The sequence below is a fragment of the Amycolatopsis antarctica genome, from assembly GCF_002262875.1.
GTDB classification, from domain to species: domain Bacteria; phylum Actinomycetota; class Actinomycetes; order Mycobacteriales; family Pseudonocardiaceae; genus Amycolatopsis; species Amycolatopsis antarctica.
Genome location: NZ_NKYE01000008.1, coordinates 124,960 through 150,248 on the forward strand (window position 1 = coordinate 124,960; position 25,289 = coordinate 150,248).

Below are 25,289 nucleotides of genomic sequence, written 5' to 3' on the forward strand. Positions count from 1 at the left end.
GAGAGTGCCCGAACCTGGTACGGCGCCAGGACTGATCGACATCGCCCGGCGGTGGGCCGCCAGGCTGGGCGACACGAACGGCGTATCCCTTCCCGCGGACGAACTGGAGTCCGTGTTGCTGGAGGTGGCCAGGGAGGCGCACGCCTCCGCCGACCACGCCGGGGCGGCCGCACGGGAACGTTTCACCGCGCTCTACGCCAACTCCCCCGTCGGCATCGCGCTCGCCGACCCCTCCGGCCGCGTCGCCGAGGCCAACGCCGCGCTGGGACAACTCCTCGGCTGCCCGCCGGAAGCCCTGCGCGGCACGGAGATTCCGAGTCTCGGCGCCGGCGAGCGCAATATGACGCAGTTGCGCACCGGGCTGGCGGACCTGCACGGCAACGAGGTCTCGCTGTACCACTCGCGGCTGCTCCTCGAGCACGCCGACGACGGCCCGATGTGGGTGCACGTCACGCTGGCACGACTTCCGGGAGACGGTCCCGGCCCGGGCTATCCGATGCTGATCGTCGAGGACGCGAACGAGCTGCACCTGCTGCAGGAGACGCTGCGGCACCAGAACCTGCACGATCCGCTCACCGGCCTGCCCAACGCCTCGCAGTTCTCCGCGAAGCTGGAGACCTCGATGAGTTCCGGGGCCGACACCCAGATCGCCTTGGTGTACCTGGACATCGACGGCTTCAAGGTGATCAACGACGGGCTGGGCGCCGGCGTCGGCGACCAGGTCCTGCGCGAGATCGCGGGCAAACTGCAGGCGTTGTTCACCACGCACGACGCGTTCGTCGCCCGGTTGTCCGGCGACGGCTTCGCGATCGTCATGGTCGGCGAGCTGACCCCGGCCGAGGTGGTCGATCTCGTCGAGCAGGCGCTGGCGGACCTGGCCGAACCGGTCTACCTCGACGAGTTCGGTATCGGCGTCAGCGCCAGCGTCGGCATCGTGGTACGCGACGCCGCCGAGGGCACGCCTGCCGACCTGTTGCGCGCCGCCGAACTCGCGCTGCACCGAGCCAAGGAGGCGGGCAAGGCGCAGTGGATGCTGTTCGACCCCGCGCTCGACGCCCGTGACCGCAGCCGTTACCAGCTCGGCGCCGTCATCGCGGGGGCACTGGAGAACGGCGAGTTCTCGCTGATCTACCAGCCGACGGTGAAGCTGGCCGACCAGAAGCAGCTCGCCGTGGTCAACGCCGGGCTCCGCTGGAACCACCCGCACCTCGGCGAACTGGACTCGGACGAGTTCTACCCGCTGGCCGAGACGACCGGCATGACCATCCCGCTCGGCCGGTGGCTGCTCACCGAGGCACTGGCCGCCACGGCCCGCTGGCGTGCCGACTTCGGCGAGGCCGGACCGGAACTGTGCGTGCGCCTGCCTGCCCGGCTCGCCACCGACCCGGACCTGGTGCTGCTCGTCCGCGAGGAGCTGGAACGCAACGAGCTGCCGCCCCGCGCCCTGCGGCTCTGCGTGGACGGCCGCTCGCTGTTCGACGCGAACGGCGAGCTGATCGACTCGCTCGCCGTGCTGGCCGAACTGGGCGTGCAACTCGTGCTCACCGTGCACGGGACGGCGGACCTGGAGCTGATCCCGCACCGGGAGCTGCCGGTCGGGCACGTCATCCTCAGCGGGCCGGTCGTCGACGCCATCGGCGGTGACGACCCGGCGTCCGCCGCCGCCTGGCATCTCGACCTGCTGGTCGAACGCGCCAAGCAGCTCCGCCTGCGCATCGGCGCGGAAGGCGTGCGCGACCAGGACCAGGCAGCCCGTCTGCGCGAGCATGGGATCATGGCCGCCCGGGGCCCGTTCATCGCCGAGACGGCCACCAGTGCCGACATCGACGCGCTCATCGCCCGTCACGCGAGCTGAGGCTCGGCAGGCGACAATGCCTCCTGCCGACCAGGCCGGATCGCTCTCGGTTCCGAACCCCGGGTGAGAAACCATGTCCCGCGAAAGGAACCACATGAAGCAGGCAGAGCAGGCTCCGGACTTCACCCTCACCGATGAGTCGGGAACCGAGCGGACCCTCTCGACACTGCTGGAGAACGGCCCGGTCGTGCTGTTCTTCTACCCGGCCGCGATGACCGGCGGCTGCACCGCCGAGAGCTGCCACTTCCGTGACCTCGCGGCCGAGTTCGCCGAGGTCGGTGCGCAGCGGGTCGGCATCAGCCCGGACTCGGTCAGCAAGCAGCAGCAGTTCTCCAGCGCCAACGATTTCGACTTCCCGCTGCTGTCCGACCCGGACGGCACCGTGGCGAAGCAGTTCGGCGTGCGCCGTAAGTTCGGCCCGCTGCTGACCAAGCGGCACACCTTCGTGATCGACACCGATCGCACGGTGCTCGAGGTCATCAAGAGCGAGCTCAAGTTCAGCAAGCACGCCGACGAGGCGCTCGACGTGCTCAAGGCCCGCAAGAAGGCCGCGTAACCGGCGGCCCGCGCGGTGCCGGGGCTGTCGCCCCCGCGCGCACTGCCGCCCGCGGACCGGCGCCCCACCGGACGCCGCGCGATCCCGGTACACCCCGACGGTCCCGGGATCGCGCGGCCACCGGTCAGCTCACGATGACGTCGTCCGGGATGGCGGTGTCGTTGGTCAGTGCGTCGAAGAGCTGACCGGACTTCTCCTTGTCCCAGTTCTCCGCCGAGGCGGAGGTGGTGGGCACGGTGGTGGTGACCACGCCGCCGGAGGAGATCCCGCGCATCGCCCAGGCGAAGCCGACCAGGTTGTGCAGGTGGTCGTCGGTGTCCATGGTGAGCGCTTCGGGCGCGGAGGACAGCAGCGGGAACAGGTCGAACGGGTTGAGCAGGGTGCCGGGGCTGGACATCTCGCTCACCAGTGCGCCGATGAACTTGCGCTGGTTGGCCACCCGGTCGAGGTCGGAGCGGGGAGTCGCCTCGCTGTATCGCATCCGGACGAACCCCAGCGCCTGCGCGCCGTCGAGTTCCTGCAGCCCCGCCGGGATGGTGATGCCGGTCTTGGTGTCCACCATCTCGTTCGGGATGTCCATCTCGACGCCGCCGATGGCGTCGACGATGCTGGCGAAGCCACCGAATCCGATCTCCGCGTAGTGGTCCATCCGCAGCCCGGTGGCCTGCTCGACGGTCTGCGTCAGCAGCGGGGCGCCGCCGAAGGAGAACGCGGCGTTGATCTTGTTGGTGCCGTGGCCGGGGATCTTCACGTTGGAGTCGCGCGGCAGGCTGAGCAGGGTCGGCGGGGTGTCGTTGTCCGGCAGGTGCGCGATCATGATCGTGTCCGTGCGCTGTCCGCCGGTGTCACCGGTGGCCAGGCGCGCCTCGTCCTCCGGATCGAGCCCCGCGCGGGAGTCCGAGCCGACGATCAACCAGTTGGTGCCCTCGGCGGAGGCCGGCCTGCCCTCGTAGTCGGGCAGTGCGTCGATGCGGTTGATCGAGGTCTCGAGGTAGATCCACATCCCGCCGATCAACACCAGGATCACCAGCAGCAGCGAGCCGGCGATCTTGCCCGGCCCGAACCTGCGGCGCCGTCCGCCGGGATGCCCGGGCGGTGGCCGCCCCGGCGGCTCCCGCCGCGGCGGCGGCTGGTGCGGGGGCTGATGCGGCGGTGGCTGGTGCGGCGGGCCGGAACGCATCGGCCGCTGCGGCGGCCGCTGACCGGGTGGGCGTCCCTGCTGCGGCCCCCGGCCGGGCAGGGGCATCATCTGCGCGCTCTGGTGGTCGCGGGGCCCGCGTGGCCGGCGAGGCCCTGGTGGCGGCTGCTGGCCGCCGTAGTCTCCGCCGTACGTCATCGCCCATCTCCCAATCCGCTAGGTCGGCGCGTGCGGTGACCACTAAACCGCACCCGCCGTACCCAGGGACGCCCGACACCCCCGAAGGTTGTGCCGGTAGCCCGGTCAGTGTGCGGGCTTGGTGAATCCGAACTGGTGCACGTTCAGGTACCCGGACCGGAAACCCGCCTCGGAGTAGGCCAGGTAGAACTCCCACATCCGGCGGAACATCTCGTCGAATCCCAGATCGGCGACCTCGCTCCAGCGGCTGTTGAACCGCTCCCGCCACTCGCACAGCGTGCGCGCGTAGTCCTGGCCGAACTCGCGCACCGCGTCGAGCCGGAGGTTCGTGCTTCCCGAGATACCGGCCTTCACCGAGTCCGTGGACGGAATGAGCCCGCCGGGGAAGATGTACTTGTGGATCCAGGTGTACGAGTCCGAGGCGGCCAGCATCCGGTCGTGCGGCATGGTGATCGCCTGCAGGCCGAACCGGCCGCCGGGACGCAGTCGCTTGCCGATGGTGTCGTAGAACGTCGGCCAGTAGGCGGCGCCGACGGCCTCGATCATCTCGACGCTGACCACGGCGTCGTACTCACCCGTCGAATGCCGGTAGTCGCACAGCCGCACGTCCACGCTGCCGGACAGGCCGGCGGCGGCGATGCGCTGCTGGGCTAGGACCTGCTGTTCCTCGGAGATGGTCAGTGAGGTGACCTTCGCCCCGCGCCGGGCGGCGCGGATGGCGAGTTCGCCCCAGCCGGTGCCGATCTCCAGCACCTCGCTGCCGGGGCCGACGCCCGCATAGTCGAGTACGCCGTCGATCTTGCGGTACTGGGCGGTGGTCAGGTCGTCACCCTCGGCGAACAGGGCCGAGGAGTACATCATCGTCTCGTCCAGGAAGGTGCCGAACAGGTCGTTCGACAGGTCGTAGTGCCGGTGGATGTTGGACCGGGCACCGTCGACCGTGTTCTTCTCCGTGGACGGCTGCCTGCGGTCGACGAACCGCCGGAACCGCTGCAGTGCGGGCGGAACAAGTGTGGCCATCCGCTCGGCGAAGGGTGTCAGCACCTCCGCGAGCGCGTCGGAGGTCCAGTCCCCCACCATGTACGCCTCGCCGAAGCCGATCTTGGCGTCGACGCCGAGACGGTGGAAGAACGCCGCGGGCCGGTGCAACCGCATCTCCGGCGCGTCCGGACCGCCCGCCCCCAGCGTGCTGCCGTCGGGCAGGGTGATCCGCACGTCCAGCGGGCGCACGGCCCGGCGGAACAACACCTCGGCGATCCGGGCCCGGAAGGCGGACCGCGGGGCGTGCTCGAGCCCGTCCCAGCGCGCCGGGTCCGCCTGGACCGTCGGTGCGGAGTGCGTGCGGACGTCCGCCGCGGGCCGCACCGCCGCGGGACGGCCGGCGTCCGGCTGGTCGGACGGCGACGGGTTCCGGTCGACGCGTGAGCTGGTCAAGGCACTCCCTCCCGCCGGTGCTGTCGTGGCCGGCGAATGGTGGAACGGGACCCCGGTGGGCGTCCCTGGCTTCCGGCGTCCCGTCCGGATCTTCTCCGGTCACGGGACGCTGATTCACTTCTCGGTCTGCTGGACGGGTATTCGCAGCCGCTGGTCGTCCGGCTTGGTCCACGCGGCTGTGACGCTCCGGTCGGACGTCGGCAACCCGAGCGTCTCCAAGGTGAACGTGCTCGCCAACCGTGTCCACACGGCGGAACGCCGGAGCATCGCGTGTCCTTCCGCCTCGATCTCGAACCGGGCCAGCCGCGCGCTGCCGGCCGCGGCCCTGGTCGCGAACGAGTACGAATCGGCGGGATCGGTCATTCGGTCCCTGGTGCCGTGAACGATCAGCACGTCCTTGCCGCGCACACCCGTCACCGGTTCGGGCCCCGGCGTCCACGGCGCGAGTGCGCACACTCCCACCACAGCCGGGTCGTCGGCGACCCGCAGCGCGGTGCGTCCGCCCATCGAGTGGCCGACGAGCACCACCGGCAGGCCGGGGTGCTCGGCGCGGATCCGGTCGAGTGCCCACCGGGCGTCGCGCACCGGGTCGAGATCAGGAGCGTTCCAGCCGCGGACGCGGTTGCGCAGCAGCCACACCGCGACACCATGCTCGTGTCCCGCCTGGTGGATGTCCCGCGCCAGCGGGACCATCCGCAGGTACGCCAGCCGCCACGGGTGGACGGCCGACTGTCCCCACTCGGCGCCGCCGTGCAACACCAGCACGACCGCCTTCGCCGGGCCGGCGGCGCGCCGGACCGACAGGGACGGAACGTCCTCACTCATCTACGGACCACCTTCACCTGTCGGCCACCGCTTGCGCGACGATGTTCTCCGGGACCACGCCTGCCCGCCGGTCTTCTTCCATGGGGCCGACCCAAGCAGGCAGCGTGCGGCGGCGCAGCGCCGGAGGCTCGTCTCGCGAAAGTATTCGGAACAGATCCCACCAGGGAAGGGAACATGTGGTGAGCACCACTGAACTCGGCAGGCTGACGACGGCCGCGATCACCGCCGCGGAGCGGGCGAACGCCGCCACCATCACCGAGGCCGCCGCACTGGTGCTCGGCTGCCTGCGGGCGGACGCGCTGGTCCTCACGGCCGGCGCGGGCCACTCGCTCGCCGCCGTCGCCGAGACCTTCTACCGGGCAGGCGGCCTGGCTCCGGTCTACCCGGTCTACCACCCGGACCTGTTGCCGATGCACGGCGCCGGGGCCAGCACTCTCGCCGAGCGGCGGCAGGGGCTGGCCGCCGAGGTGCTGTCCGGGATCGGCCCTGGACCGGGCGACGTGCTGGTGGTGTTCTCCACCTCCGGCGTCAATCCGTATCCGCTGGAACTCGCGTCCCACGCACGGGAGGCCGGGCTGGCCGTGGTGGCGGTGACCTCGCCCGCCAGTTCGGCCGCGGCGCCCCGGCGCGGCGGCGGGATTCTCGCCGAGCAGGCGGATGTCGTACTGGACACCGGCATCCGCCCCGGCGACGCCAGCTACCCGGAACAGGCGCCCAGGACGGCCGCGCTCTCCACGATCGTCAACGCGCACCTGTGGAACCTCGTACTGGCGAGCGTGCTGGAACTCGCCGCGGCCGAGGGGCTGGAAGTGCCGCTGTGGCGCAGTTCCAACACTGTCGGCGGCGATGAGGCGAACGCCGCGCTGCTGGAGCGCTACCGGCCACGGGTCCCGCCCCTGCGCTGACCGGCGGCCGGCGTAGGTCCACATCGGACGGTCACCGGCAGGGTCCCGGTCCGGGCGGCGGAAGTGCCGGCGCGGCTCGTCCGCTCACCCACGCGCGGCATCCCGCGACATCCGTGCCGCACGGCACGGTAATCTGCGCGCCGTGGGGATCACGGCGCGCGGCGGCAGCGGGCCCGCGACGGAGCGGACGGTCCGGCCGGCCCGGGCGTTGCTCGTCGACCTCACCTTCTACGGCGTCTGCGCGCTGTACGCGCTGTCGCAGGCGTTCGCCTCGGAGTTCTACGGGTTCCGTGTGTGGGGCGCCTTCGCCCTCGTGGGATACGGCCTGGCGGCGGTACACACCGGCTGGCTGCTCGCGCAGTCCCGTACCCGCCCGCCGAGGCCGGGCGCGCGGTGGATCCCGCTCGCCGTGGTGGCCGGTCTGTGCATGGTCGTGCCGCTGGTGGTGCTGGTGATCCGCAGGCTGACCGGCGTCGACTGGTTGATCACCCCGGGCTCGTGGGCCGCGCAGCCCGAGGTCTGGGTGATCGAGCGTTCGGCGGCCCTGCTGCTGAGCCAGGGCACGCCGTACGTCGACGTGTTCTCGCTCGGCAGGCCCCCCGAGGTCAACGACTACACCCCGTACGGCCCGGTGATGACGGTCTTCGGCCTTCCCCGGGCGCTGTTCGGCGGGACTCCGGTCGGTGACGCACTGACCGACGCGCGCCTGTTCTTCGCGCTCGGCGCGGCGCTGTGCGTGTTCGCCACGCTGCGCCTGCTCGGCTCGCCCCGGCTGCCGGTGCGCGGGGTGCAGCTCGCACTGGCGTTTCCGCTCACCACGCTCACGTTCGCGGTGGCGGGGCCGGACCTGGCCATTCTCGGCCCGATGGTGCTCGCCGTGGCGCTGGCCGCGCGGGACCGTCCGGTCGCCGCGGCCGTGGTGATCGGCTTGGTCGGCAACGCCAAGCTGCTCGCGCTGCTCGCCGCGCCCGTGCTGGCGTTCCTGGTGGCGGCGAGACTGGGCAGGAAGGGACTCGGTGCCCACCTGCTGACCCTGCTGGGCACCTCGATCCTGCTCAACGTCCCGGTCTGGCTCGTCGATCCGGCGGCGTTCACCGAACATGTGATCCGGTTCCCGGCCGGGCTCGGAGCCGTCAGTTCGCCTGCCGCCAGTCCCCTTCCCGGTCACCTGATCGCGAGCACCGGCACGGCGGGAACGGCGATCGCGTTCGCCCTGCTGGCCTGCGCCGCCGTGGCGATCGCGTTCTGGTTGTTCCGCCGTCCGCCCGTCACCGGCTCGGACACCCTGCTACGGACCGCGATCGGTCTGGGCGCGTTCGCGCTGCTCACGCCCGCCACCCGGTTCGGGTATCTCGTGTACCCGGTCGTGCTTATCGGCGCGATGCTGTGCTTCCGCCGGGGCGGGGAGAGCCCCGCTCGCGCTACTTCTTCTTGACCCGCGTCGCACCACCGCGCCCGCGCAGTTCCACGCCGGATTCGGACAGCACGCGGTGCACGAAACCGTAGGAGCGGCCCGTCGACTCGGCGAGTGAACGGATGCTGGCACCCTTCTCGTATTTCTTCTTCAGGTCAGCGGCAAGCTTGTCGCGCGTGTTCCCGGTGATGCGCGCGCCTTTCTTCAGGTCAGCCACGTCGTTCCGCCTTCCGACCAAGAGTGTTCTGGGCCACACTCGACCCCTCAAGCGCAATGATCGATCAATAGGACGCGGAATGCCAGACGGGGGGAGAAAAACCTCTCGGAAAGCGCACTACATTGGGCCGCACGAGTGCAATATCGGGTACTGATCGACGTCAGGCACCGATGCCCGGTAAGCGTTTTTCAGGCGAGCTGGACGAGTTCGAGGTAGTCGGGAGACCAGTGGTCCTCGGTCCCGTCGGGCAGCAGGATCACACGTTCGGGCTCCAGCGCCTCGACCGCGCCCGGGTCGTGGGTGACCAGGACGACCGCGCCCGCGAAGCTGCGGAGCGCGTCGAGTACCTGCTCGCGGCTGGCCGGGTCCAGGTTGTTCGTCGGCTCGTCGAGCAGCAGCACGTTGGCGGCGCTGGACACCAGCCCGGCCAGAGCCAGGCGGGTCTTCTCACCACCGGAGAGCGTCCCGGCGGGCTGGTCGAGCTGTTCCCCGGTGAACAGGAACGAGCCGAGCAGGTTGCGCAGTTCCTGCGCCCCGGTGTCCGGCGCCAGATGCCGGATGTTCTCCCACACGCTCGCCGAGTGATCCAGCGTCTCGTGCTCCTGCGCGTAATAGCCCAGCCGCAGGCCGTGACCGGCGATGGTGCCACCGGTGTCCGGCGTCTCCATACCGCCGAGCAGCCGCAGCAGGGTCGTCTTGCCCGCGCCGTTGAGGCCCAGCACGACGACCTTCGATCCGCGGTCGATCGCCAGGTCGACGCCGGTGAAGATCTCCAGTGAACCGTAGGACTTGGACAGCCCCTCGGCGGTGAGCGGCGTCTTGCCGCACGCGGCGGGCGAGGGGAACTTGATCCGTGCGACCCGATCGGACTGGCGGGTGGCGTCCAGCCCGGAGAGCATCTGCTCGGCACGGCGGGCCATGTTCTTCGCGGCCACCGCCTTGGTCGCCTTGGCACCCAGTTTGGCCGCCTGCTGCTGCAGCGCCGAGGCCTTCTTCTCGGCGTTCGCCCGCTCCCGGCGGCGGCGCTTCTCGTCGGTGGCGCGTGCGTCGAGATAACGCTGCCAGGTCATGTTGTAGTGGTCGAGCTCGCCACGGGTGGCGTCGAGGAACCAGACCTTGTTGACGACGTCGCCGAGCAGCTCCACGTCGTGGCTGATCACCACCAGCCCGCCCTCGTGCTGCTTGAGGAACCCGCGCAGCCAGGTGATCGAGTCGGCGTCCAGGTGGTTCGTGGGCTCGTCGAGGAGCAGGATCGTGTCCGACTTGCCGCCCGCGCCCGCCTCGGACGCGGCGAACAGGATCCTGGCCAGCTCCACCCGGCGGCGCTGCCCGCCGGAGAGGGTGGACAGCGACTGGGCCAGCACCCGGTCGGCGAGGCCGAGGTTCGCGCAGATGCGCGCCGCCTCGCTCTCCGCCGCGTACCCGCCGAGAGAGGCGAACCGCTCCTCCAGCCTGCCGTAGCGGCGCACGGCCTTGTCCCGCGCCGAATCGTCGGCGTGCTCGGACATCGCCGTCTGTGCCTTCTCCATGTCCCGCACCAGCGTGTCGAGTCCCCGGGCGGACAGCACCCGGTCCTTGGCGCTGACCGAGAGGTCACCCTCGCGCGGATCCTGCGGCAGGTAGCCGAGTTCGCTGCCGTGGCGGACCTCGCCGCTGTAGGGTTCGCCCTCGCCGGCCAGGACGCGCAGGGTGGTGGTCTTGCCCGCGCCGTTGCGGCCGACGAGACCGATGCGGTCGCCGGACTGGATGCGCAGGGACGTGTCCGAGAGCAGAATGCGCGAGCCCGCGCGCAGCTCGATGCCATTGGCCGTGATCAAGGGAAACTCCAGGAAGAGGTGCGGGGTCGGGACAGCAGGGCGACACCCGCGGCGCGATCACGCGGGTGTGGGGCTGCTACTCCAGGAGGACGACCACGAGCGGAAGTGTACGCGGTCGCGCCCGGGCGCACGGCGCCGCGGTGGGCGGGCTCACGTGTCGCGGACGACGATCTCCACCGCCACTGCCCGCTCCGCGGCGTCGTCGAGCACCGACCGCCGCGGTTCCCCGACATCGAGAATCCGCGACTCGGCGCGGGCGAACAGAGGCGCCAGCCGCGCGTCCTCGCGCAGTTCGGCGAGCGCCCTGCGATCGCCACCGAGCACTACGGCGTCCACTTCGGACAGACGGGATCCCAGTACTTCCAAGGCATCCTCGGCCGCGGCACGCAATGCCTGCCGGGCCTGCCCTTCCCGGCGACGGGCGAACCGCTGCTGCGACCAGCCGCCGGCCGAGTTGCGGCCGTGCACCAGTCTGCGGTCGGTGCGCGAAACGGTGACGGAGCCGCCGAGAGCGACGCCGACACTGTGGCCGCCGAGACGGACCAGGAGCAGGCCGATTCGCCGTGGCAGGAGCAGGTGCGCCACCAGCGGGGCCACGCACAGTCCGGGACGTACGCCCTCGGCGTCCAGCGGCTCGAAGGGCACCTCGACGGTCGCGGTGGTGCCGTCGCCACCGGTCACCACGACCCGGCGGGCGGACAGCTCGGTACCCGTCACTCCGCCGTTGCGCTCGGCGAAACGCTCGAACCAGCCCGCCAGCCGCTCGGGCGGTACCTCGATCGCCCGCCCGCCACCGGAGACCGCCCGTTGCCTCGCCACCCCCTGAGGCTACGGGGTGCGAGGCGACGGCGGCTCAGAGCACGAACGAGTCCGACCACGGCTGCGCGGCACGGCCGGAGAGCGCGTCCAGCAGGCTCACCGCCTGGCGATCGGTCAGCGAGGCCACGAAATCGATCACCGCGCGACCCCGGGCGAGCCCGCGCACGGCGTCCGCGCCGGACACCTCCTCGCCGGTGGCCCCGACCAGCAGCTCCGGGGCCTGTCCGGCGAGCGCCGCGTACTCGGTGTGCGCCAGTTCGACGAGGTCGTGCAGCCTGCGCGGCAGCCGGGAGGCCTCCTCCGAGTCGCCGAGCCAGCCGTCGAGCGCGTCGACGAGACCGTTGACGACGTTGGCCTGCCCGCGCTGGTGCAGTGCCAGGTCCGGCCGCAGCAGCACGAACCGGCGGTGCACGAACTTCAGCACCTGGACCTCGTGCCACTGTGCCGGCCGCAAGCCGACATGACCCGAGCGGACACCGGGGTCGGGCAGTACCAGTACGCCGTCCACCAGCCGCCGGGTCCAGCGCGCGGAGAACGCCGCGGTGCTCTGCTCCGCTTCGGTGGAGCCGTCGAACGCCGCGGCGAGCAGGTCGTCCACGAGCTCGGCGCGCACCCGCGCGACGGCGTGCATGAACGCCTCGTCGTCGACGATCCACGAGTCCTTCGCGTGCAGCCGTCGCCGCAGGCGCTCCAGCGAGTGGCCCGGCGCCCGCCGGTGCCTCGCCAGCAGCTCGTCGTCCATATCGGACAGTTCGATCGCGTGCCGGAACCAGTGGCCGAGCTCGGCGGCCACCGAGGCGTGCTGTAGCACCCCGATGCGGTGGAAGTCCTGCAGATCGTGGATCGCGTAGGCGATGTCGTCGGCGGTGTCCATCACCGAGGCCTCGACCGTCTGCTGCCAGGGCTCGATCCGCCCGGCGAAGACCCCGCGCGCCTCGGCGAAGTCGTCGATCTCCGTGCTGTAGGCGGAGAACTTGCCCGAGCCGGTGCCCGGCGCGTCGGCGGGCTCGGCGGCACCACGCGGCGGTACCCGCATGCCGGACGGGTGCGGCGCCGGCAGGTGCAGCCGCGCCCACGGATACTTCAGCACGGCCGCGCGGACGGCGGCGGTGAGGTCGAGGCCCACCGCGGATGGTCCCCGCACGTCGGTGGTGGTGAGGATGCGGAACGTCTGCGCGTTGCCCTCGAAGCCGTCGGCGAGGCCGTACCGGTGCCGGGCGATGCGGTCGAGGACCCGCTCGCCGAGATGGCCGAACGGCGGGTGCCCGAGGTCGTGTCCCAGCGCGGCCGCCTCGGTCACGTCCGGGTCGCAGCCACCGAGCTTGTCGGCCAGCGCGGCCGGTTCCGGGTCGCGGTTGATCCGCTCCGCGATCGCCCGCGCCACCTGCGCCACCTTAAGGCTGTGCGTCAGCCGGTTGTGCAGCAGACCGGAACCGGCGGCACTGACCACCTGGGTCACCCCGCCGAGCCGGGCGAAGAACGGGGACGCGGCGATCCGGTCGCGATCGGCGCGGAACGGGCTGCCCGGCAGGTCGCCGATGTCCTCCGCGCCGGCTCCGTGGCCGCCGTCGCGCCGGTGCGTCCTGGGATCCGTCGATGGTGCCGCCATGCGCATCACCGTATCCGCCACTCCCGGCCCCGTTGAGCCACCACACCGGCGAGCGGCCGGTGTGGTGGGATCGGCTCGTGGCCGATGTCGTGGTGGCGGGCGCGGGGCCCGCGGGAGTGGCGCTGGCCGGTGCCTGCGCGCGGCACGGCCTGCACACCGTCCTGCTCGATCCGGCACCGTCGCGGCCGTGGACCGCGACCTACGGCCTGTGGCGCGACGAGCTGCCCGGGCTGCCGGAAACCGCGATCGCCTCGGCCAGCCCGTCCGTGCTGGCCGTGGCCAGGTCCGCCCGGACGCTCCAGCGCGAGTACCTGGTCGCCGATACCGCGGGCCTGCGTGCCTGGCTCACGGCGGACGGCGTGGAACACGTCCGGGGCGAGGCGGTCCACGTGGTCCACGGGCCCGGCGGCTCCACGGTCACCCTCGCCGACGGGCGCAGGCTGGCGGCCGGGGTGGTGGCCGACGCGACCGGGGCCCGGCGGGTACTCGGCGGCGCACCCGGACGTACCCGCTCGGCGCAGGCCGCGTACGGGCTGGTGCTGCCGCGTGCCCGTGCGGCGGGCCTGTTGTCCGCGCCCGCCGTGCTGATGGACTGGCGCGGGGCGGACCGCCCGGACCCGACGTTCGCGTACGTGGTGCCGCTGGCCGGGGACCGCGTTCTCGTCGAGGAGACCTCGTTGGCCCGCTCCCCCGCGCTGACCATGGCGGCACTGGCGGCCCGGCTGCACGCCAGGCTCGCGGCCGCGGGCGTCCCCGCGGACGGCACGGCGGAGCGGGTGCGCATTCCGCTGGACCTGTCGCTGCCGCGGCCGGGTCGCGTCGTGCCGTTCGGGGTCGCGGCGGCGATGGTGCACCCGGCGACCGGGTACAGCCTGGCCACCTCGCTCACGCTGGCGCCACGGGTGGCCGCCGCCGTCGCGGCGGATCTGCCCCGGGGTCCCGCCACGGCTGCCCGGTCCGCGCGCCGGGAGATCTGGACCCCGCGCGCGCTGGCCGTGCACCGGCTGCGCAGGTACGGGCTGCGCGCCATGGAGGCCATGCCACCGTCCGCGCTGATCGACTTCTTCGAGCTGTTCTTCGGCCTGCCGCCCGAGGCGCAGCGAGCGTTCACTTCGGGCCGGGAGGACCTGGCAGGCACGTCCGCGGCGATGTCCGCACTGTTCCGGCAGGCGCCCTGGCGCCTGCGTGCCAGGCTGCTCGGCGGATGAGCCCCGGTGCCGCCTGACCGGCTGAGCGGTCAGCCGAGCGGGATGAAACCCGACTCGTACGCCCGGATGACCGCCTGCGTGCGGTCGCGCGCGCCGAGTTTGCCGAGCAGGTTGCCGACGTGGGTCTTGATCGTCTGCACACCCAGGAACAGTTCGCCCGCGATCTCCACGTTGGACAGACCGGCGGCCATCAGCCGCAGCACCTCCGACTCGCGCTCGGTCAGGCCCGCTGCCGCGAGCCCGTCCCGTCGACCGCGGCCGCCGCTGCGGGCCGCGAGCTTGCGGATCGCGGAGGGGAACAGCAGCGACTCCCCCGCGACCACCGTGCGGACCGCTCCCGCGAACTCCTCCGGCCGCGCGCGTTTCAGCAGAAACCCGTCCGCCCCGGCGCGCAGCGCGTCGTAGACGTAGTCGTCGTTCTCGAACGTCGTCACCACGATGATCTTCGGCGGACGCTCCATTGTGGACACGAGGTGCGCGGTGGCCCGGATACCGTCCACCGAGGGCATCCGCACGTCCATCAGCACCACGTCCGGCCGCAGGCGGGCCACCAGCCCCGGGACCTCGGCCCCGTCCGCCGCCTCGCCGAGGACAGCCAGGTCCGGTTCCGAATCGAGGATGGCCCGCAACCCCGCCCTGACCAGATCCTCGTCGTCGACGAGCAGCACGCCGATCGTCACGGCACCTCCACCCGGGCACCGGGTCCTTCGGTGTTCATGCCCTCTCCCCCATGGCCTTCTCCTCCACAACGTTCTCGCCCACAGTTTTCTCCCGCCCGGTGTTCTCCCCCCACGGCAGGGACACCGCGACCTCCCAGTTCCCGTTCGCGCGGCCCGCGCGCAGGTCGCCCCGCAGCACGTCCACCCGTTCGGCCATCCCGCGCAGGCCGCGGCCGCCGGAACCGCGTGTGCCGGTCTCCGGCCCGGACACCGGATTGGTCACCGCGAGATCGAGACGGCGCTGTCCCGCGCTCACCCGCACGGCGACCGGGACCCTGCCCGCGTGCCGGAGCGCGTTCGTCAGACATTCCTGCAGGATCCGGTAAGCCTCCCTGGAGACGACCGGAGGCACCCCCGCGAAATCGCCGGAGACTTCGGCGCGCACAACCGTCCCGGCCATCTCGGTGGCCGAGAGCAGGGCCCCGAGCTGGTCAAGGCCCGCCTGCGGCGCCGTGCCCGCGGCCTCCTCGCGGAGCAGGCCGAGCACATGGTCGAGGTCGTCCAGCGCGGCGCGGGCGGAGTCCTCGATGGCGAGCAGGGAACGCTCGGCCACCGCCGGATCGCGGTGCAGGGTGCGGCGCGCGGCGCCCGCCTGCAGCGTCACCACGCTCAGCGCGTGCCCCACCGAGTCGTGCAGTTCCCTGGCCAGCCGGTTCCGTTCGGCGAGCCGCTCGGTGCGCCGCTCCAGCAGGGCGATGCGCTCGGCGGGCGGGAGGCCGAGCAGGGCCGCCGCGGCGCGCCGTAGCAGCGCCCCGCTGCCCGCGACGAGGTACACCAGCCCCACCAGCCCGGCCGCCAGCACCGCCGGGATCCACGCACTGGCCCAGCCGGGCGGAACGACCACCACCGAGCCGCCGAGATCGATACTGCCGCTGATGGGCCCGCCGAAAGAGAACGCGACCGCCATCGGCAGCGCGATCGTCAACCAGCTCACCACCCCGCCGGTCAGCACGTGCAACGCGAACATCGCGCTGGAACGCAACCGGACCCGCATGCTGCCGGTGGGCCCGAACGTCGCGCCGGGAGCCGGATCGTCGAGCATCTCCCGCACGGCGGCGCCCTCGAGCACTCGGACGGCCGGGATGAGGGAGCTCGCGAACAGCACCACCAGCGCGAGCACGGTGCCGGCCAGCAGGCTGCCGGTCATGTCGAGGCCCCACGGCACCACCGAGGGCACGACCACGGCGACCAGCAGCAGGTAGGGCACGAACATCGCCCCGCCGAGGATCAGGTACGCCCATCGGCGGTAGGTGGATCCGCGGACGAGCGGGCCCAGGATTCGCCGCGTCACCGGAGGATCCTCGCAGAACACACCGCCCAGCGGATCCCTCTCCGGCGGGAACGCGGCCCAGTCGAGCGTGTGCGCCCCGGACGGGGACGAGCACCGCGGCCGAACCGGCGGCGGCCGGGCGGACCGGCGGTCACCCGGCGGCGCCTGCCGCTGGTCCGTTCGGCGGACGGGGACTTTCCGGCGGACGGGTGCCCGGCGCGTGGAGTCGCGAAACGGCGCGCCGATAGGCCATTCGTGCGGCCGACAGCGCTGGGTGAGAATTGATCACCAAATTGCCGGTTTCTTTCCCCCGAATTCCTTATTTCGTCCGAGACGGTCAGCGCGTACAGTAGCAATCCGCTGTCGAACAGACACGGAGAGCACTCAATCACGGGCGAGTGAGTCACGGGAGGTGAACTGTGTCCGCGGACGCCACGAGGCTCCGCAGTAATCCGATCCAGGAGATTTTCTGGACCAGAACGGGACTGCTGCTCCTGATCCTGATCCTCGTCTCCGGAACGTCGTTGCTGCTCGCCAGTGGAATGTCAGCGGGAACAGGGAAGACACTTGTCAATTCCCTCGGCACCGGAACGATGATCTCGGCCGTCGTCAGCTTCGGCCAGACGCTCATCACCTCGAATGCGTCGCAGAAAGCACTTGTGGCGCCGGTAATCGAGGAGAGCAGGCGCACCCTGCAGGAACTGAGCGCCGAGTACAGGTCACTGAATCAGGAATTCTTTCCGACGGACGTGTTCGAAGCGGGCAACGAGCCCGACCCCGGGTTCAACCAATTGCTGATGCAGGACCTGCGCGCGACGAAACAGTACTTCTTCCGCGGCTTCTCGGGCAGGCACGCGGCCGCCCGGCTGCTGCTGTCGCACACCGAACCGGAGGTGAGGGTGGTCATCGCCGACCCGCGCGAGGCGACCACCGGCAGCGGACGCGCCCGGTACCTGCTGCGGCACGAGGGCGCCGAGGCGGACCTCGACGAGATCCGCACCCGGCTGCGGGACGAGACCTGGATGGGACTGGCAGGGCTGTACGCCGCGCGCAGCCGGTGCACGCAGATCGAGGTGACCGTCGTCGACGACCCCCCGCTCGACCGGATGGAGATGTTCGACTCCTGCGTGTGGGTCACCCTGTACAGCGACACCGAGGGCGCCAAGGCCCTGTATCCCCGGACGCTGCGTTTCGCCGAGAAGTCCTACATCTACGGCATGGAACGCACCGAATTCCTCCGCGTCTGCAACGCGCGCGGTGGCAAACATTTCCACATAGCACCGGACATGCCGGAGGAGGAGTTCCTCGGGTTGTTCGAGAAACTCACCGGAGCGAGATTGCCATCAGCACAGTTCCAAGAACTCGACGACAAGTTCAGAGCGTTCCTCCAGGAGTTCTCGTCCGTGGCGGAACTCGGTGGCTGAGGAGGTGACGGAGAATTCGATGATGCGCAGGCTCGCGGACGGGGTCCGCGAAGTACGGGTACCGCTGACCGAAAGCTGGCACCAGGTCGACACCTGGTTTCAGCGTGAAATCGCGCGCCCGGGAATACGGGAGCAGCTCCGCGAGCACCTCGCGACGCTGAGCCCGCGGCGCCGGACAGTTCTGGCGGCCCGTTCACGGGAGACGACCACGCATTTCGCGTGGTGCCTGCTCGACGAACCGGAAGACCCTTTCTCATTTTGGCTGCACGAGTACAAGCCGCAGCGCGACTGGCGTCCCGGATACGCGGATTCGGTGCACAACCACCGTTACCACTTCTGCACCACGGTGCTCAGCGGCGCGTACCGGCACGAGCGCTACGACGTCACCCTCGACCCGGTGTCCGGCCTGATCACCTCGGCGGCGCTGCGGCACAGCGCCCAGTGCGAACAGGGCGCGGCCGGTGTCCTGCTGGCCGAGGACTACCACCGCATCCCGCACGCCGAGGACGGCACGATGACCTTCCTGATCAAGTCGCGCCCGGTCAGTGAGTGGAGTCTGTCCTACGACCCGCCGACCGGCACGAGCCACCGTCACGTGCCGGTGGAACGGCGTCTGGGGGCACTGCTGGACCGCCTCTGACCCCGAAGATCCACTGAGCCAACGCCTATGATCGCTCCATTTGGCCACGACTGCTGAATGGAGACGGAGTCATGCGCAGCCAGCTTGTCGGTATCGCCACCCCAGCCGGAACGCCGGGCCAGACGGTGCCGGACACCGCCCTGCGCCGGATCGAGGCGAGCGTGCGCACGCTGTGCGTCCGGTACGCGCAACGGCTGCCCTTCCACGGCTGGCACCACGTCGGCTTCGTGCGTGCCAAAGCGGTGGAGTTCGCCGCGCGCAATGGTGCCGATCAGGCGATCGTCGAGGCCTCGGCGCTCGTGCACGACGTCAACTACCTGGTCCGGCGCAACTCCCCCGCCGCCGAGGGCCAGGGCCTGCGCCGGTCCATCCTGAACCGGGCGGGCGTCCCCGCCACCCTCGCGCAGTGCATCGACGAGATCGTCGACGAGGCGGAGATGGACGGCCGGGACGCCGGGATCTCGCTGGAGGCGCAGGCGCTCAGCGATGCGGACACCCTGTTCAAGGCGCTCCCGGTGACCCCGGTGATGCTGGCCCACCGCTACCTGGAGGAGAACGGGGTCAGCCTGCGGGAACTCGCCGACAAGATCGTCGGTGAGCAGTGCGGCGTCCACGACAGCGGCTACTACTTCTACGACGCCGAGGCGGCCGCGACCTACTCCCGCTGGGCGACGGCCAACCTGGAGCTGTGGCGCTGCATCCGTGACGCGATCGACGATCCGGCCGTCGAGACGCTCCTGGACTCCGTGGACCGGGTGCCCGCGGCGTCCTGAGCGGCGGAGCGGCGCCGCGGGTGGTGGCGCGATGGTGGCAGACGCACGGACGGGCCGGTGCCGGTTCCCTCCCGAGGGGAGGTGGCACACCCCGCGGAGCGATCCGGGCGGCGCGATCCGCATGGTCCGCTGTACCGGACGGCCCCGATCCGCGGGGCCCGCACAGGTACGGATGCCATGTCCTCCTTCGTCGTCGGGCTGATCAGCCTGCCCCTGCACCTGTTGATGTCGTGGCCGCTGGTCGGCGCCGCGCGGCGCGTCCTCGGCGTGCGGATCGGCCTGGTCCGGGCATTGGCCGGCGCCGCCGTCGGCTGGGTGGCCGCCGGCGCGATCGTCGTCGGGCTGCCGGTGATGACGCACGAGGCGATGGTGCCCGCGCTGGTCATCCCCATCGCCGGCGGCGCGTTCCTGGTCACCCTCGTCTTCCTCTTCGTCGCCGAACTGGCGCTGCCCAGCGGCGGCGCCGGGCTGCTCGGCGGCCTGCGCTCGCTGCGGCGGCGGGCGAGGCGCACCCGCCGGTACTCGCAGATCACCCGGATCGCGGTACGGCACGGTCTCGGCCCGTACCTGACCGGGCGCCGGGATCCCGGTTCCGGTGGTCATCGGCACGCCGTCTCGGCCCGCTCGTTCCGGCTGGCGCTGGAGCAGGGCGGGACCACCTTCGTCAAGCTGGGACAGGTGCTCTCCACCCGGCCGGACGTCCTGCCGCCGGCGTTCATCGCCGAGCTCGGCCTGCTGCGGGACTCGGTCGCGCACGCGCCGGCGGACGCGGTCAGGCAAGTGCTGCGCGAGGAGTTGGGGGCCGACCCGGACGAGGTGTTCGCCGAGTTCCATCCGGAGCCGCTCGGCGCCGCCTCCGTCGCCCAGGTGTACCGCGCCCGGCTGCGTTCCGGCGAGGACGTGGTGGTGAAGGTGCGCAGGCCCGGCATCGCGACGCTGGTGGAGCGGGATCTGGACATCGTGCACAGGGTCGCGCGCTCCCTGCACCAGCGGGCGTCCTGGGCCCGCGACCTGGGCATCGTCGATCTGGCCGAGGGGTTCGCGGCGGCGCTCACCGAGGAACTGGACTTCCGGATCGAGGCGCGCAACCTCGCCGCGGTCGCCGCGGCCTCGGCGGGAGGGGTGGTCACGGTGCCCGTCGTGCACGCGGGGCTGTCCACCGAGCGGGTGCTGGTGATGCAGCGTCTCGACGGCGTCTCGGTCACGGCGGCACCGCGGCGCGACCGGACGCCGCTGGCCACCGCGCTGCTGGACTGCGTCCTGCGACAGGTGCTGCTGCACGGCCTGTTCCACGCCGACCCGCACCCCGGCAACGTCCTGCTGCTCGCCGACGGCAGGATCGGTCTGCTGGACTTCGGTTCGGTGGGCCGTATCGACACCGGTCTGCGGGACGGACTTCGCGCGCTGCTGCTGGCGGTGGACCGCGGCGACCCGGCCGCCCTGCGCGACGGCCTGCTGGAGATCGTGGACCGTCCGGACGAGATCGACGAGCGACGGCTCGAACGCGCCCTGGGCGCCCTGGTCGCCCGGCACCTCAGTCACGGTCAGGCGCCGGACCTGGAGCTGTTCACCGACATGTTCCGGATCGTCGCCGACTTCCGGCTGTCCGTCCCGCCGCCGATCGCGGCCGTGTTCCGTGCGCTGGCCACGATGGAGGGCACGCTCGCGCTACTCGCTCCCGGTTTCGACGTTCTCGCCGGCTCCAGGGCGTTCGCCGCCGAACAGATCGGCGAGCGGCTGCGGCCGGACTGCCTGCGCCAGGCCGCCGCCGACGAACTGCTCGCGCTGCTGCCGGTGATCCGGCGGCTGCCACAGCGGCTTGACCGGATCGGCGGCGCGCTGGAGCAGGGCAGGCTGTCGGTGAACGTACGGCTGCTCGCCGACGAGCGCGACCGCACCGTCATCTCCGGCTGGCTGCACGAGGTGCTGCTGGCGATGACCGGTACGGCGACCGGTCTGATGGCCGTGCTGTTGCTGGCGAGCACGAGCGGCCCACGGGTACTGGCCGAACTCACCCTCAACCACCTGTTCGGCTACAACCTGCTGGTGGTCAGCGCGCTGGTCGGGTTGCGCCTGCTGTTCCTCGTGTTCCGGGAGCAGCGGCGCCGGGCGGCCGGAGCCGGGTGATCGGGGCCGGAACGCACGCGGGCCCCGTCGGGCGCTTGCCGACGGGGCCCGCGGACACGGATGCGGTCAGACGGTGAACCCGAGCGCCCGAAGCTGCTCGCGGCCGTCCTCGGTGATCTTCTCCGGGCCCCACGGCGGCATCCAGACCCAGTTGATCCGGAAGTCCTTCACCAGTCCCTCGCCACCGACGAGCACCGAGGAGACCTGGTCCTCGATCACGTCGGTCAGCGGGCAGGCCGCCGACGTCAGCGTCATGTCGATCGTGGCCGTGTTGTCCGGCTCCACGTGGATGCCATACACCAGGCCGAGGTCGACGACGTTGATGCCGAGCTCGGGGTCGACCACGTCGCGCATGGCCTCCTCGAGGTCCTCGATCTTGGCCACCTCGCCACCGGCGGGCGCCTGCTGCTCGGGCAGGTCGGCGGCCGTGCGTCCCTCGCGGTGCTCCGGGGTCGCCGTGGTGGTGCTCTGGTCCTCGCTCATCGGGCTTCCACTCCGTTCGTTGCCGCCGGATTCGTTGCCGTCGCCTGCCCGGCGTCCACCGTGGACGGTGCCGGCGCGCCCGAACGGCCGAGGGCGTCCTTGAACGCCATCCAGCCGAGCAGCGCGCACTTGACGCGAGCCGGGTACTTGGCGACCCCGGCGAAAGCGATCCCGTCCTCCAGGACCTCCTCGTCGGGTTCCACCTTGCCACGTCCCTGCATCAGTTCGACGAAGGCGTCCATCGTGGTCAGTGCCTCGTCGACGGTGTGCCCGACGACCAGGTCGGTCAGCACCGAGGTCGAGGCCTGGCTGATCGAGCAGCCCTGGCCCTCGTAGGAGATGTCCGCGACGGTGCCCTCGTCGAGCCGCACCCGCAGGGTCACCTCGTCGCCGCAGGTGGGGTTCACCTGGAACGACTCGCCGTCGAACGGGTCCCGCAGGCCGCGACCGTGCGGGTTCTTGTAGTGGTCCAGGATGATCTCCTGGTACATGCTCTCCAGGTTCATCGGCTCAGACCACCCCGAAAAATCGTTGCGCCTCGCGGACTCCCGCACACAGTGCGTCCACTTCGGACAGATCGTTGTAGAGGTAGAACGACGCGCGCACGGTGGCCGGTACGCCGAGCCGCCGGTGCAGCGGCCACGCGCAGTGGTGTCCGACGCGGATGGCGATACCGAGGCTGTCCAGCACCTGACCCGCGTCGTGCGGATGCACTCCGTCGACGACGAACGACACCGCGCCACCACGGTCGACGACCTCGGTGGGCCCGACGATGGTGACCCCGGGGATCTCGCGCAGGCCGCGGATCGCGGCCTCGGTGAGCGTGTGCTCGTGCGCGGCCACCCGCTCCATGCCGATGGCGGACAGGTAGTCCACCGCCGCACCGAGCCCGACGGCCTGCGAGGTCATCGGCACGCCCGCCTCGAACCGCTGGGGCGGCGGGGCGAAGGAGGAACCCTCCATCCGCACCAGCTCGATCATCGAGCCACCGGTGAGGAACGGGGGCATGGCCTCCAGCAGTTCCCGGCGTCCGTAGAGCACGCCGATGCCGGACGGTGCCAACATCTTGTGCCCGGAGAACACGGCGAAGTCGACGCCCAGGGCCCGGAAGTCCACCGGGCCGTGCGGCACCGACTGGCAGGCGTCGAGCAAGGTCAGCGCGCCGACCTCGCGGGCCCGCCGCACGATCGGCTCGACCGGGTTGACCGTGCCGAGCACGTTCGACTGGTGGGTGAACGCCACCAGCCTGGTGCGCTCGGTGATCAGTTCGTCGATGCCGGTGAGATCGAGCCTGCCCTCGTCGGTCACCCCGAACCAGCGCAGGGTCGCCCCGGTGCGCTGGCAGAGCTGCTGCCACGGCACCAGATTCGCATGGTGCTCCATCTCGGTGATGACGATCTCGTCCCCGGGGCCGACCGCGAAGCGAGCGGCCTCCGGCGACGAGGTGACCGCGTTGCTCATGGCGTACGCGACCAGGTTCACGCCCTCGGTGGCGTTCTTGGTGAACACCAGCTCACCCGCCGTGGCGCCGACGAATCCGGCGATGCGCTCCCGGGCATCCTCGTAGGCGTCGGTGGCCTCCTCGGCGAGCTGGTGCGCGCCGCGGTGCACGGCCGCGTTCGCCGTCTCCAGAAACCGGCGCTCGGCGTCCAACACCTGGCTGGGACGCTGCGAGGTCGCCCCGGAATCCAGGTACACCAAGGGCTTCCCGTCCCGCACCGTGCGGGACAGGATCGGGAAGTCACCGCGCAGGGCGGCGACGTCGAGTGGCAACGAGTGTGCTGCCGTGGTGGTCATCGCCGACTCCTCTCGGTGTCGCGGTCGGGAACTACGGCGGGGTCCGCGATCAGGCGGTCGCGGGCTCGTTCTTCACGGCGTACTTCACGTAGCCGTTCGCCTCGAGCTCGTCGGCGAGTTCAACGCCGCCGGACTCCACGATCTTCCCGCCGGCGAAGACGTGCACGTGGTCGGGCGTGATGTGCTTGAGGATCCGGGTGTAGTGCGTGATCAGCATGATCCCGCCGTCACCCGCGGCCTTGAAGGCGTTGACACCCTCGGAGACCACCCGCAGCGCGTCCACGTCGAGACCGGAGTCGGTCTCGTCCAGCACGGCGATCTTCGGCTTGAGCAGCGCGAGCTGCAGGATCTCGTGCCGCTTCTTCTCTCCACCGGAGAAGCCCTCGTTCACGCTGCGCTCGGCGAACTCGGCGGAGATGTCGAGCTTGCCCATCTCCTCCTTGACCTCCTTGACCCAGTGGCGCAGCTTGGGGGCCTCGCCACGGACCGAGGTTGCCGCGGTGCGCAGGAAGTTGGACATCGAGACGCCGGGAACCTCGACCGGGTACTGCATGGCCAGGAACAGGCCCGCCCGGGCGCGCTCGTCGACGCTCATCTCCAGCACGTCTTCACCGTCGAGCAGGATCTCGCCCGAGGTGACCTCGTACTTGGGGTGGCCGGCGATGGCGTAGGACAGCGTGGACTTGCCGGAACCGTTGGGGCCCATGATCGCGTGGGTCTCGCCCGAGCGGATCGTCAGGTCGACACCCTTGAGGATCTCCTTGGCGCCCTCGTCGGTGGTGACCGAGGCGTGCAGGTCCTTGATTTCCAGAGTTGCCATATCTCTTCGTTTCTCTTCTGTGGCGGGAAAGTTCAGCGGGCGGGGCGGCGGCTCAGACGCCGACGGCTTCGAGTTCGGCCTCGATCGCGGCCTGCAGCCGCTCACGGACCTCGGGGATGTCGATCTTCACCAGGATCTCGTGGAAGAAGCCGCGCACCACGAGCCTGCGGGCCGCCTCCTCCGCGATTCCGCGGGACTGCAGGTAGAAAAGCTGCTCGTCGTCGAATCGCCCGGTGGCGCTGGCGTGGCCGGCACCCTCGATCTCGCCGGTCTCGATCTCCAGGTTCGGCACCGAGTCGGCACGCGCGCCCGCGGTGAGCACGAGGTTGCGGTTGAGTTCGTAGGTGCGGGTGCCCTCGGCGGCGGCGCGGATCAGCACGTCACCGATCCAGACGCCGTGCGCCCCGTCGCCCTGCAGCGCGCCCTTGTACATCACGTTGGACTTGCAGTTGGGCACCGCGTGGTCGACGAAGAGCCGGTGCTCCTGGTGCTGCCCGGCGTCGGCGAAGTACAGCCCGAGCATCTCCACGTCCCCGCCGTGATCGGCGAAGGTGGCCGTGGGGCTGACCCGGACCAGGTTCCCGCCGAGCGTCACCACGATGTGCTTGAGCTTCGCGTCGCGGCCGAGGCGCAGGTGCTGCTCGGAGACGTGCACCGCGTCGTCGGCCCAGTCCTGGACGCTGACGACGGTGAGCTGCGCCCCGTCACCGATGACGAACTCGACGTTGTCGGCGTAGATCCCGGAGCCGCGGTGGTCGAGCACGATCGCCGCCTCGGCGAACTGCTCCGCACGCACCTGCACGTGACCGTAGGCGACCTTGCCCTCGCCCGGGCCGGTGATGGTGACCGTGCTCGCCGTGGCGGCCTTGGTCTCCTTCGGCACGGTGATCAGCGTCGCCTGCTCGAAGGAGCTGTACGCCTGTGCCGCGATGCGGTCGCTGGGCGCACCGGCCTGGCCGAGCCGGGAGTCGTCGCGCGGTACCGACTCCACGGTCACCTCGGGCGCCGCGTCGGCCTCGATCGTGGCCGTGCCGGTGGCGGCGGCACCGTCGTGCAGGCCGTGCAGGCGCTTCATCGGCGTGAAACGCCAGTTCTCCTCGCGGCCGCGGGGGACCTCGAAGGCCTCGACGTCGAAACCGGTGAACCGCTCGCCGCGGGAGGCCGCCGGGACGACGGCCTCCGCGGCGAGCGCGGTGTTCTCGGTGCCCGTGTTCTCGGTGTTCTCTTGCGTAGCCGTCATG

22 protein-coding genes and 1 pseudogene are annotated in these 25,289 nt (G+C 71.2%); 9 read left to right on the forward strand and 14 right to left on the reverse strand.

Annotation, left to right across the window (positions count from 1 at the left end):
• The first annotated feature begins 40 nt into the window (after positions 1-40).
• Entirely contained in the window at positions 41-1,855 is a 1,815-nt protein-coding gene (locus CFN78_RS15120) for a putative bifunctional diguanylate cyclase/phosphodiesterase (protein ID WP_094863596.1), read from the forward strand.
• A 94-nt stretch (positions 1,856-1,949) separates the two neighbouring features.
• On the forward strand, positions 1,950-2,411 hold the full coding sequence (locus tag CFN78_RS15125) for a peroxiredoxin (RefSeq protein ID WP_094863433.1): 462 nt from the start codon (positions 1,950-1,952) through the stop codon (positions 2,409-2,411).
• A 124-nt stretch (positions 2,412-2,535) separates the two neighbouring features.
• Here CFN78_RS15125 and CFN78_RS15130 read toward each other — a convergent pair whose 3' ends face one another.
• The 3 genes from CFN78_RS15130 to CFN78_RS15140 all read right to left on the reverse strand — a co-directional run bounded on the left by CFN78_RS15130 (position 2,536) and on the right by CFN78_RS15140 (position 6,006).
• On the reverse strand, positions 2,536-3,747 hold the full coding sequence (locus tag CFN78_RS15130; RefSeq protein ID WP_094863434.1) for an LCP family protein: 1,212 nt from the start codon (positions 3,745-3,747) through the stop codon (positions 2,536-2,538).
• 105 nt (positions 3,748-3,852) lie between these two features.
• Positions 3,853-5,181: a class I SAM-dependent methyltransferase gene (locus CFN78_RS15135; RefSeq protein WP_420807884.1), complete on the reverse strand. Its 1,329-nt coding sequence runs from the start codon at positions 5,179-5,181 to the stop codon at positions 3,853-3,855.
• A gap of 114 nt (positions 5,182-5,295) precedes the next feature.
• Positions 5,296-6,006 (reverse strand): alpha/beta hydrolase, encoded by a 711-nt coding sequence (locus tag CFN78_RS15140; RefSeq protein ID WP_094863435.1) that lies wholly within the window; start codon positions 6,004-6,006, stop codon positions 5,296-5,298.
• A gap of 176 nt (positions 6,007-6,182) precedes the next feature.
• Here CFN78_RS15140 and CFN78_RS15145 point away from each other — a divergent pair, with 176 nt between their 5' ends.
• Positions 6,183-6,911, forward strand: coding sequence for an SIS domain-containing protein (locus tag CFN78_RS15145; RefSeq protein ID WP_420807885.1), 729 nt, complete (start codon positions 6,183-6,185; stop codon positions 6,909-6,911).
• Between the two features lie 148 nt (positions 6,912-7,059).
• On the forward strand, positions 7,060-8,346 hold the full coding sequence (locus CFN78_RS15150; protein ID WP_420807889.1) for a glycosyltransferase 87 family protein: 1,287 nt from the start codon (positions 7,060-7,062) through the stop codon (positions 8,344-8,346).
• On the opposite strand, the gene CFN78_RS15155 is transcribed toward CFN78_RS15150, so the two are convergent.
• The 4 genes from CFN78_RS15155 to CFN78_RS15170 all read right to left on the reverse strand — a co-directional run bounded on the left by CFN78_RS15155 (position 8,333) and on the right by CFN78_RS15170 (position 12,787).
• Positions 8,333-8,542, reverse strand: coding sequence for a helix-turn-helix domain-containing protein (locus tag CFN78_RS15155; RefSeq protein WP_094863438.1), 210 nt, complete (start codon positions 8,540-8,542; stop codon positions 8,333-8,335). The genes CFN78_RS15150 and CFN78_RS15155 overlap by 14 nt on opposite strands.
• A 188-nt stretch (positions 8,543-8,730) precedes the next feature.
• Positions 8,731-10,359 carry an ABC-F family ATP-binding cassette domain-containing protein gene (locus CFN78_RS15160; protein WP_094863439.1) on the reverse strand — a complete coding sequence of 543 codons (1,629 nt, stop codon included), beginning with the start codon at positions 10,357-10,359 and terminating at the stop codon, positions 8,731-8,733.
• A gap of 150 nt (positions 10,360-10,509) precedes the next feature.
• Entirely contained in the window at positions 10,510-11,178 is a 669-nt protein-coding gene (locus CFN78_RS15165; protein WP_094863440.1) for an acVLRF1 family peptidyl-tRNA hydrolase, read from the reverse strand.
• 34 nt (positions 11,179-11,212) lie between these two features.
• On the reverse strand, positions 11,213-12,787 hold the full coding sequence (locus CFN78_RS15170; RefSeq protein ID WP_094863598.1) for a deoxyguanosinetriphosphate triphosphohydrolase family protein: 1,575 nt from the start codon (positions 12,785-12,787) through the stop codon (positions 11,213-11,215).
• 77 nt (positions 12,788-12,864) lie between these two features.
• On the opposite strand from CFN78_RS15170, the gene CFN78_RS15175 reads away from it, so the two are divergent.
• A complete protein-coding gene (locus CFN78_RS15175) occupies positions 12,865-13,995 on the forward strand; it encodes a lycopene cyclase family protein (RefSeq protein WP_094863599.1) in 1,131 nt (376 codons plus the stop codon).
• Between the two features lie 29 nt (positions 13,996-14,024).
• Here the strand turns inward: CFN78_RS15175 and CFN78_RS15180 are convergent, their stop codons facing one another.
• Both CFN78_RS15180 and CFN78_RS15185 read right to left on the reverse strand, forming a co-directional pair.
• Positions 14,025-14,675 (reverse strand): response regulator, encoded by a 651-nt coding sequence (locus CFN78_RS15180; RefSeq protein WP_094863441.1) that lies wholly within the window; start codon positions 14,673-14,675, stop codon positions 14,025-14,027.
• A 34-nt stretch (positions 14,676-14,709) separates the two neighbouring features.
• A complete protein-coding gene (locus CFN78_RS15185) occupies positions 14,710-16,005 on the reverse strand; it encodes a sensor histidine kinase (protein ID WP_240519465.1) in 1,296 nt (431 codons plus the stop codon).
• A 398-nt stretch (positions 16,006-16,403) separates the two neighbouring features.
• Here CFN78_RS15185 and CFN78_RS15190 point away from each other — a divergent pair, with 398 nt between their 5' ends.
• From CFN78_RS15190 to CFN78_RS15205, 4 genes are all read left to right on the forward strand, one after another.
• Positions 16,404-17,408, forward strand: coding sequence for a hypothetical protein (locus tag CFN78_RS15190; RefSeq protein WP_094863442.1), 1,005 nt, complete (start codon positions 16,404-16,406; stop codon positions 17,406-17,408).
• A gap of 19 nt (positions 17,409-17,427) precedes the next feature.
• Positions 17,428-18,048 carry a hypothetical protein gene (locus CFN78_RS15195; protein ID WP_094863601.1) on the forward strand — a complete coding sequence of 207 codons (621 nt, stop codon included), beginning with the start codon at positions 17,428-17,430 and terminating at the stop codon, positions 18,046-18,048.
• Between the two features lie 71 nt (positions 18,049-18,119).
• A complete protein-coding gene (locus CFN78_RS15200) occupies positions 18,120-18,821 on the forward strand; it encodes an HD domain-containing protein (protein WP_240519467.1) in 702 nt (233 codons plus the stop codon).
• A gap of 177 nt (positions 18,822-18,998) precedes the next feature.
• Complete coding sequence (locus tag CFN78_RS15205; RefSeq protein WP_094863443.1) at positions 18,999-20,948, forward strand: ABC1 kinase family protein; 1,950 nt, start codon at positions 18,999-19,001, stop codon at positions 20,946-20,948.
• A gap of 66 nt (positions 20,949-21,014) precedes the next feature.
• On the opposite strand, the gene CFN78_RS15210 is transcribed toward CFN78_RS15205, so the two are convergent.
• The 5 genes and pseudogenes from CFN78_RS15210 to sufD form a co-directional block, all read right to left on the reverse strand.
• On the reverse strand, positions 21,015-21,431 hold the full coding sequence (locus CFN78_RS15210) for a metal-sulfur cluster assembly factor (RefSeq protein ID WP_094863444.1): 417 nt from the start codon (positions 21,429-21,431) through the stop codon (positions 21,015-21,017).
• A gap of 80 nt (positions 21,432-21,511) precedes the next feature.
• Positions 21,512-21,937 (reverse strand): annotated as a pseudogene (gene sufU / locus CFN78_RS15215) (Fe-S cluster assembly sulfur transfer protein SufU); the annotation flags it as partial.
• 4 nt (positions 21,938-21,941) lie between these two features.
• Positions 21,942-23,228 carry a cysteine desulfurase gene (locus CFN78_RS15220; protein WP_094863446.1) on the reverse strand — a complete coding sequence of 429 codons (1,287 nt, stop codon included), beginning with the start codon at positions 23,226-23,228 and terminating at the stop codon, positions 21,942-21,944.
• 49 nt (positions 23,229-23,277) lie between these two features.
• Positions 23,278-24,048 carry a Fe-S cluster assembly ATPase SufC gene (gene sufC / locus CFN78_RS15225; RefSeq protein ID WP_094863447.1) on the reverse strand — a complete coding sequence of 257 codons (771 nt, stop codon included), beginning with the start codon at positions 24,046-24,048 and terminating at the stop codon, positions 23,278-23,280.
• Positions 24,049-24,100: 52 nt separating this feature from the next.
• Positions 24,101-25,288, reverse strand: coding sequence for a Fe-S cluster assembly protein SufD (gene sufD / locus CFN78_RS15230; protein WP_094863448.1), 1,188 nt, complete (start codon positions 25,286-25,288; stop codon positions 24,101-24,103).
• Position 25,289: the final 1 nt, after the last annotated feature.

Bases quoted from the DNA above. Each gene is read 5' to 3' on its own strand.
- CFN78_RS15125 (WP_094863433.1), top strand. From the start codon at position 1,950: ATGAAGCAGGCAGAGCAGGCTCCGGACTTCACCCTCACCGATGAGTCG.
- CFN78_RS15130 (WP_094863434.1), bottom strand. From the start codon at position 3,747: ATGACGTACGGCGGAGACTACGGCGGCCAGCAGCCGCCACCAGGGCCT.
- CFN78_RS15140 (WP_094863435.1), bottom strand. From the start codon at position 6,006: ATGAGTGAGGACGTTCCGTCCCTGTCGGTCCGGCGCGCCGCCGGCCCG.
- CFN78_RS15170 (WP_094863598.1), bottom strand. From the start codon at position 12,787: ATGGCGGCACCATCGACGGATCCCAGGACGCACCGGCGCGACGGCGGC.
- CFN78_RS15195 (WP_094863601.1), top strand. From the start codon at position 17,428: ATGATGCGCAGGCTCGCGGACGGGGTCCGCGAAGTACGGGTACCGCTG.
- CFN78_RS15200 (WP_240519467.1), top strand. From the start codon at position 18,120: ATGCGCAGCCAGCTTGTCGGTATCGCCACCCCAGCCGGAACGCCGGGC.
- CFN78_RS15205 (WP_094863443.1), top strand. From the start codon at position 18,999: ATGTCCTCCTTCGTCGTCGGGCTGATCAGCCTGCCCCTGCACCTGTTG.
- CFN78_RS15210 (WP_094863444.1), bottom strand. From the start codon at position 21,431: ATGAGCGAGGACCAGAGCACCACCACGGCGACCCCGGAGCACCGCGAG.
- CFN78_RS15220 (WP_094863446.1), bottom strand. From the start codon at position 23,228: ATGACCACCACGGCAGCACACTCGTTGCCACTCGACGTCGCCGCCCTG.
- sufC (WP_094863447.1), bottom strand. From the start codon at position 24,048: ATGGCAACTCTGGAAATCAAGGACCTGCACGCCTCGGTCACCACCGAC.
- sufD (WP_094863448.1), bottom strand. From the start codon at position 25,288: ATGACGGCTACGCAAGAGAACACCGAGAACACGGGCACCGAGAACACC.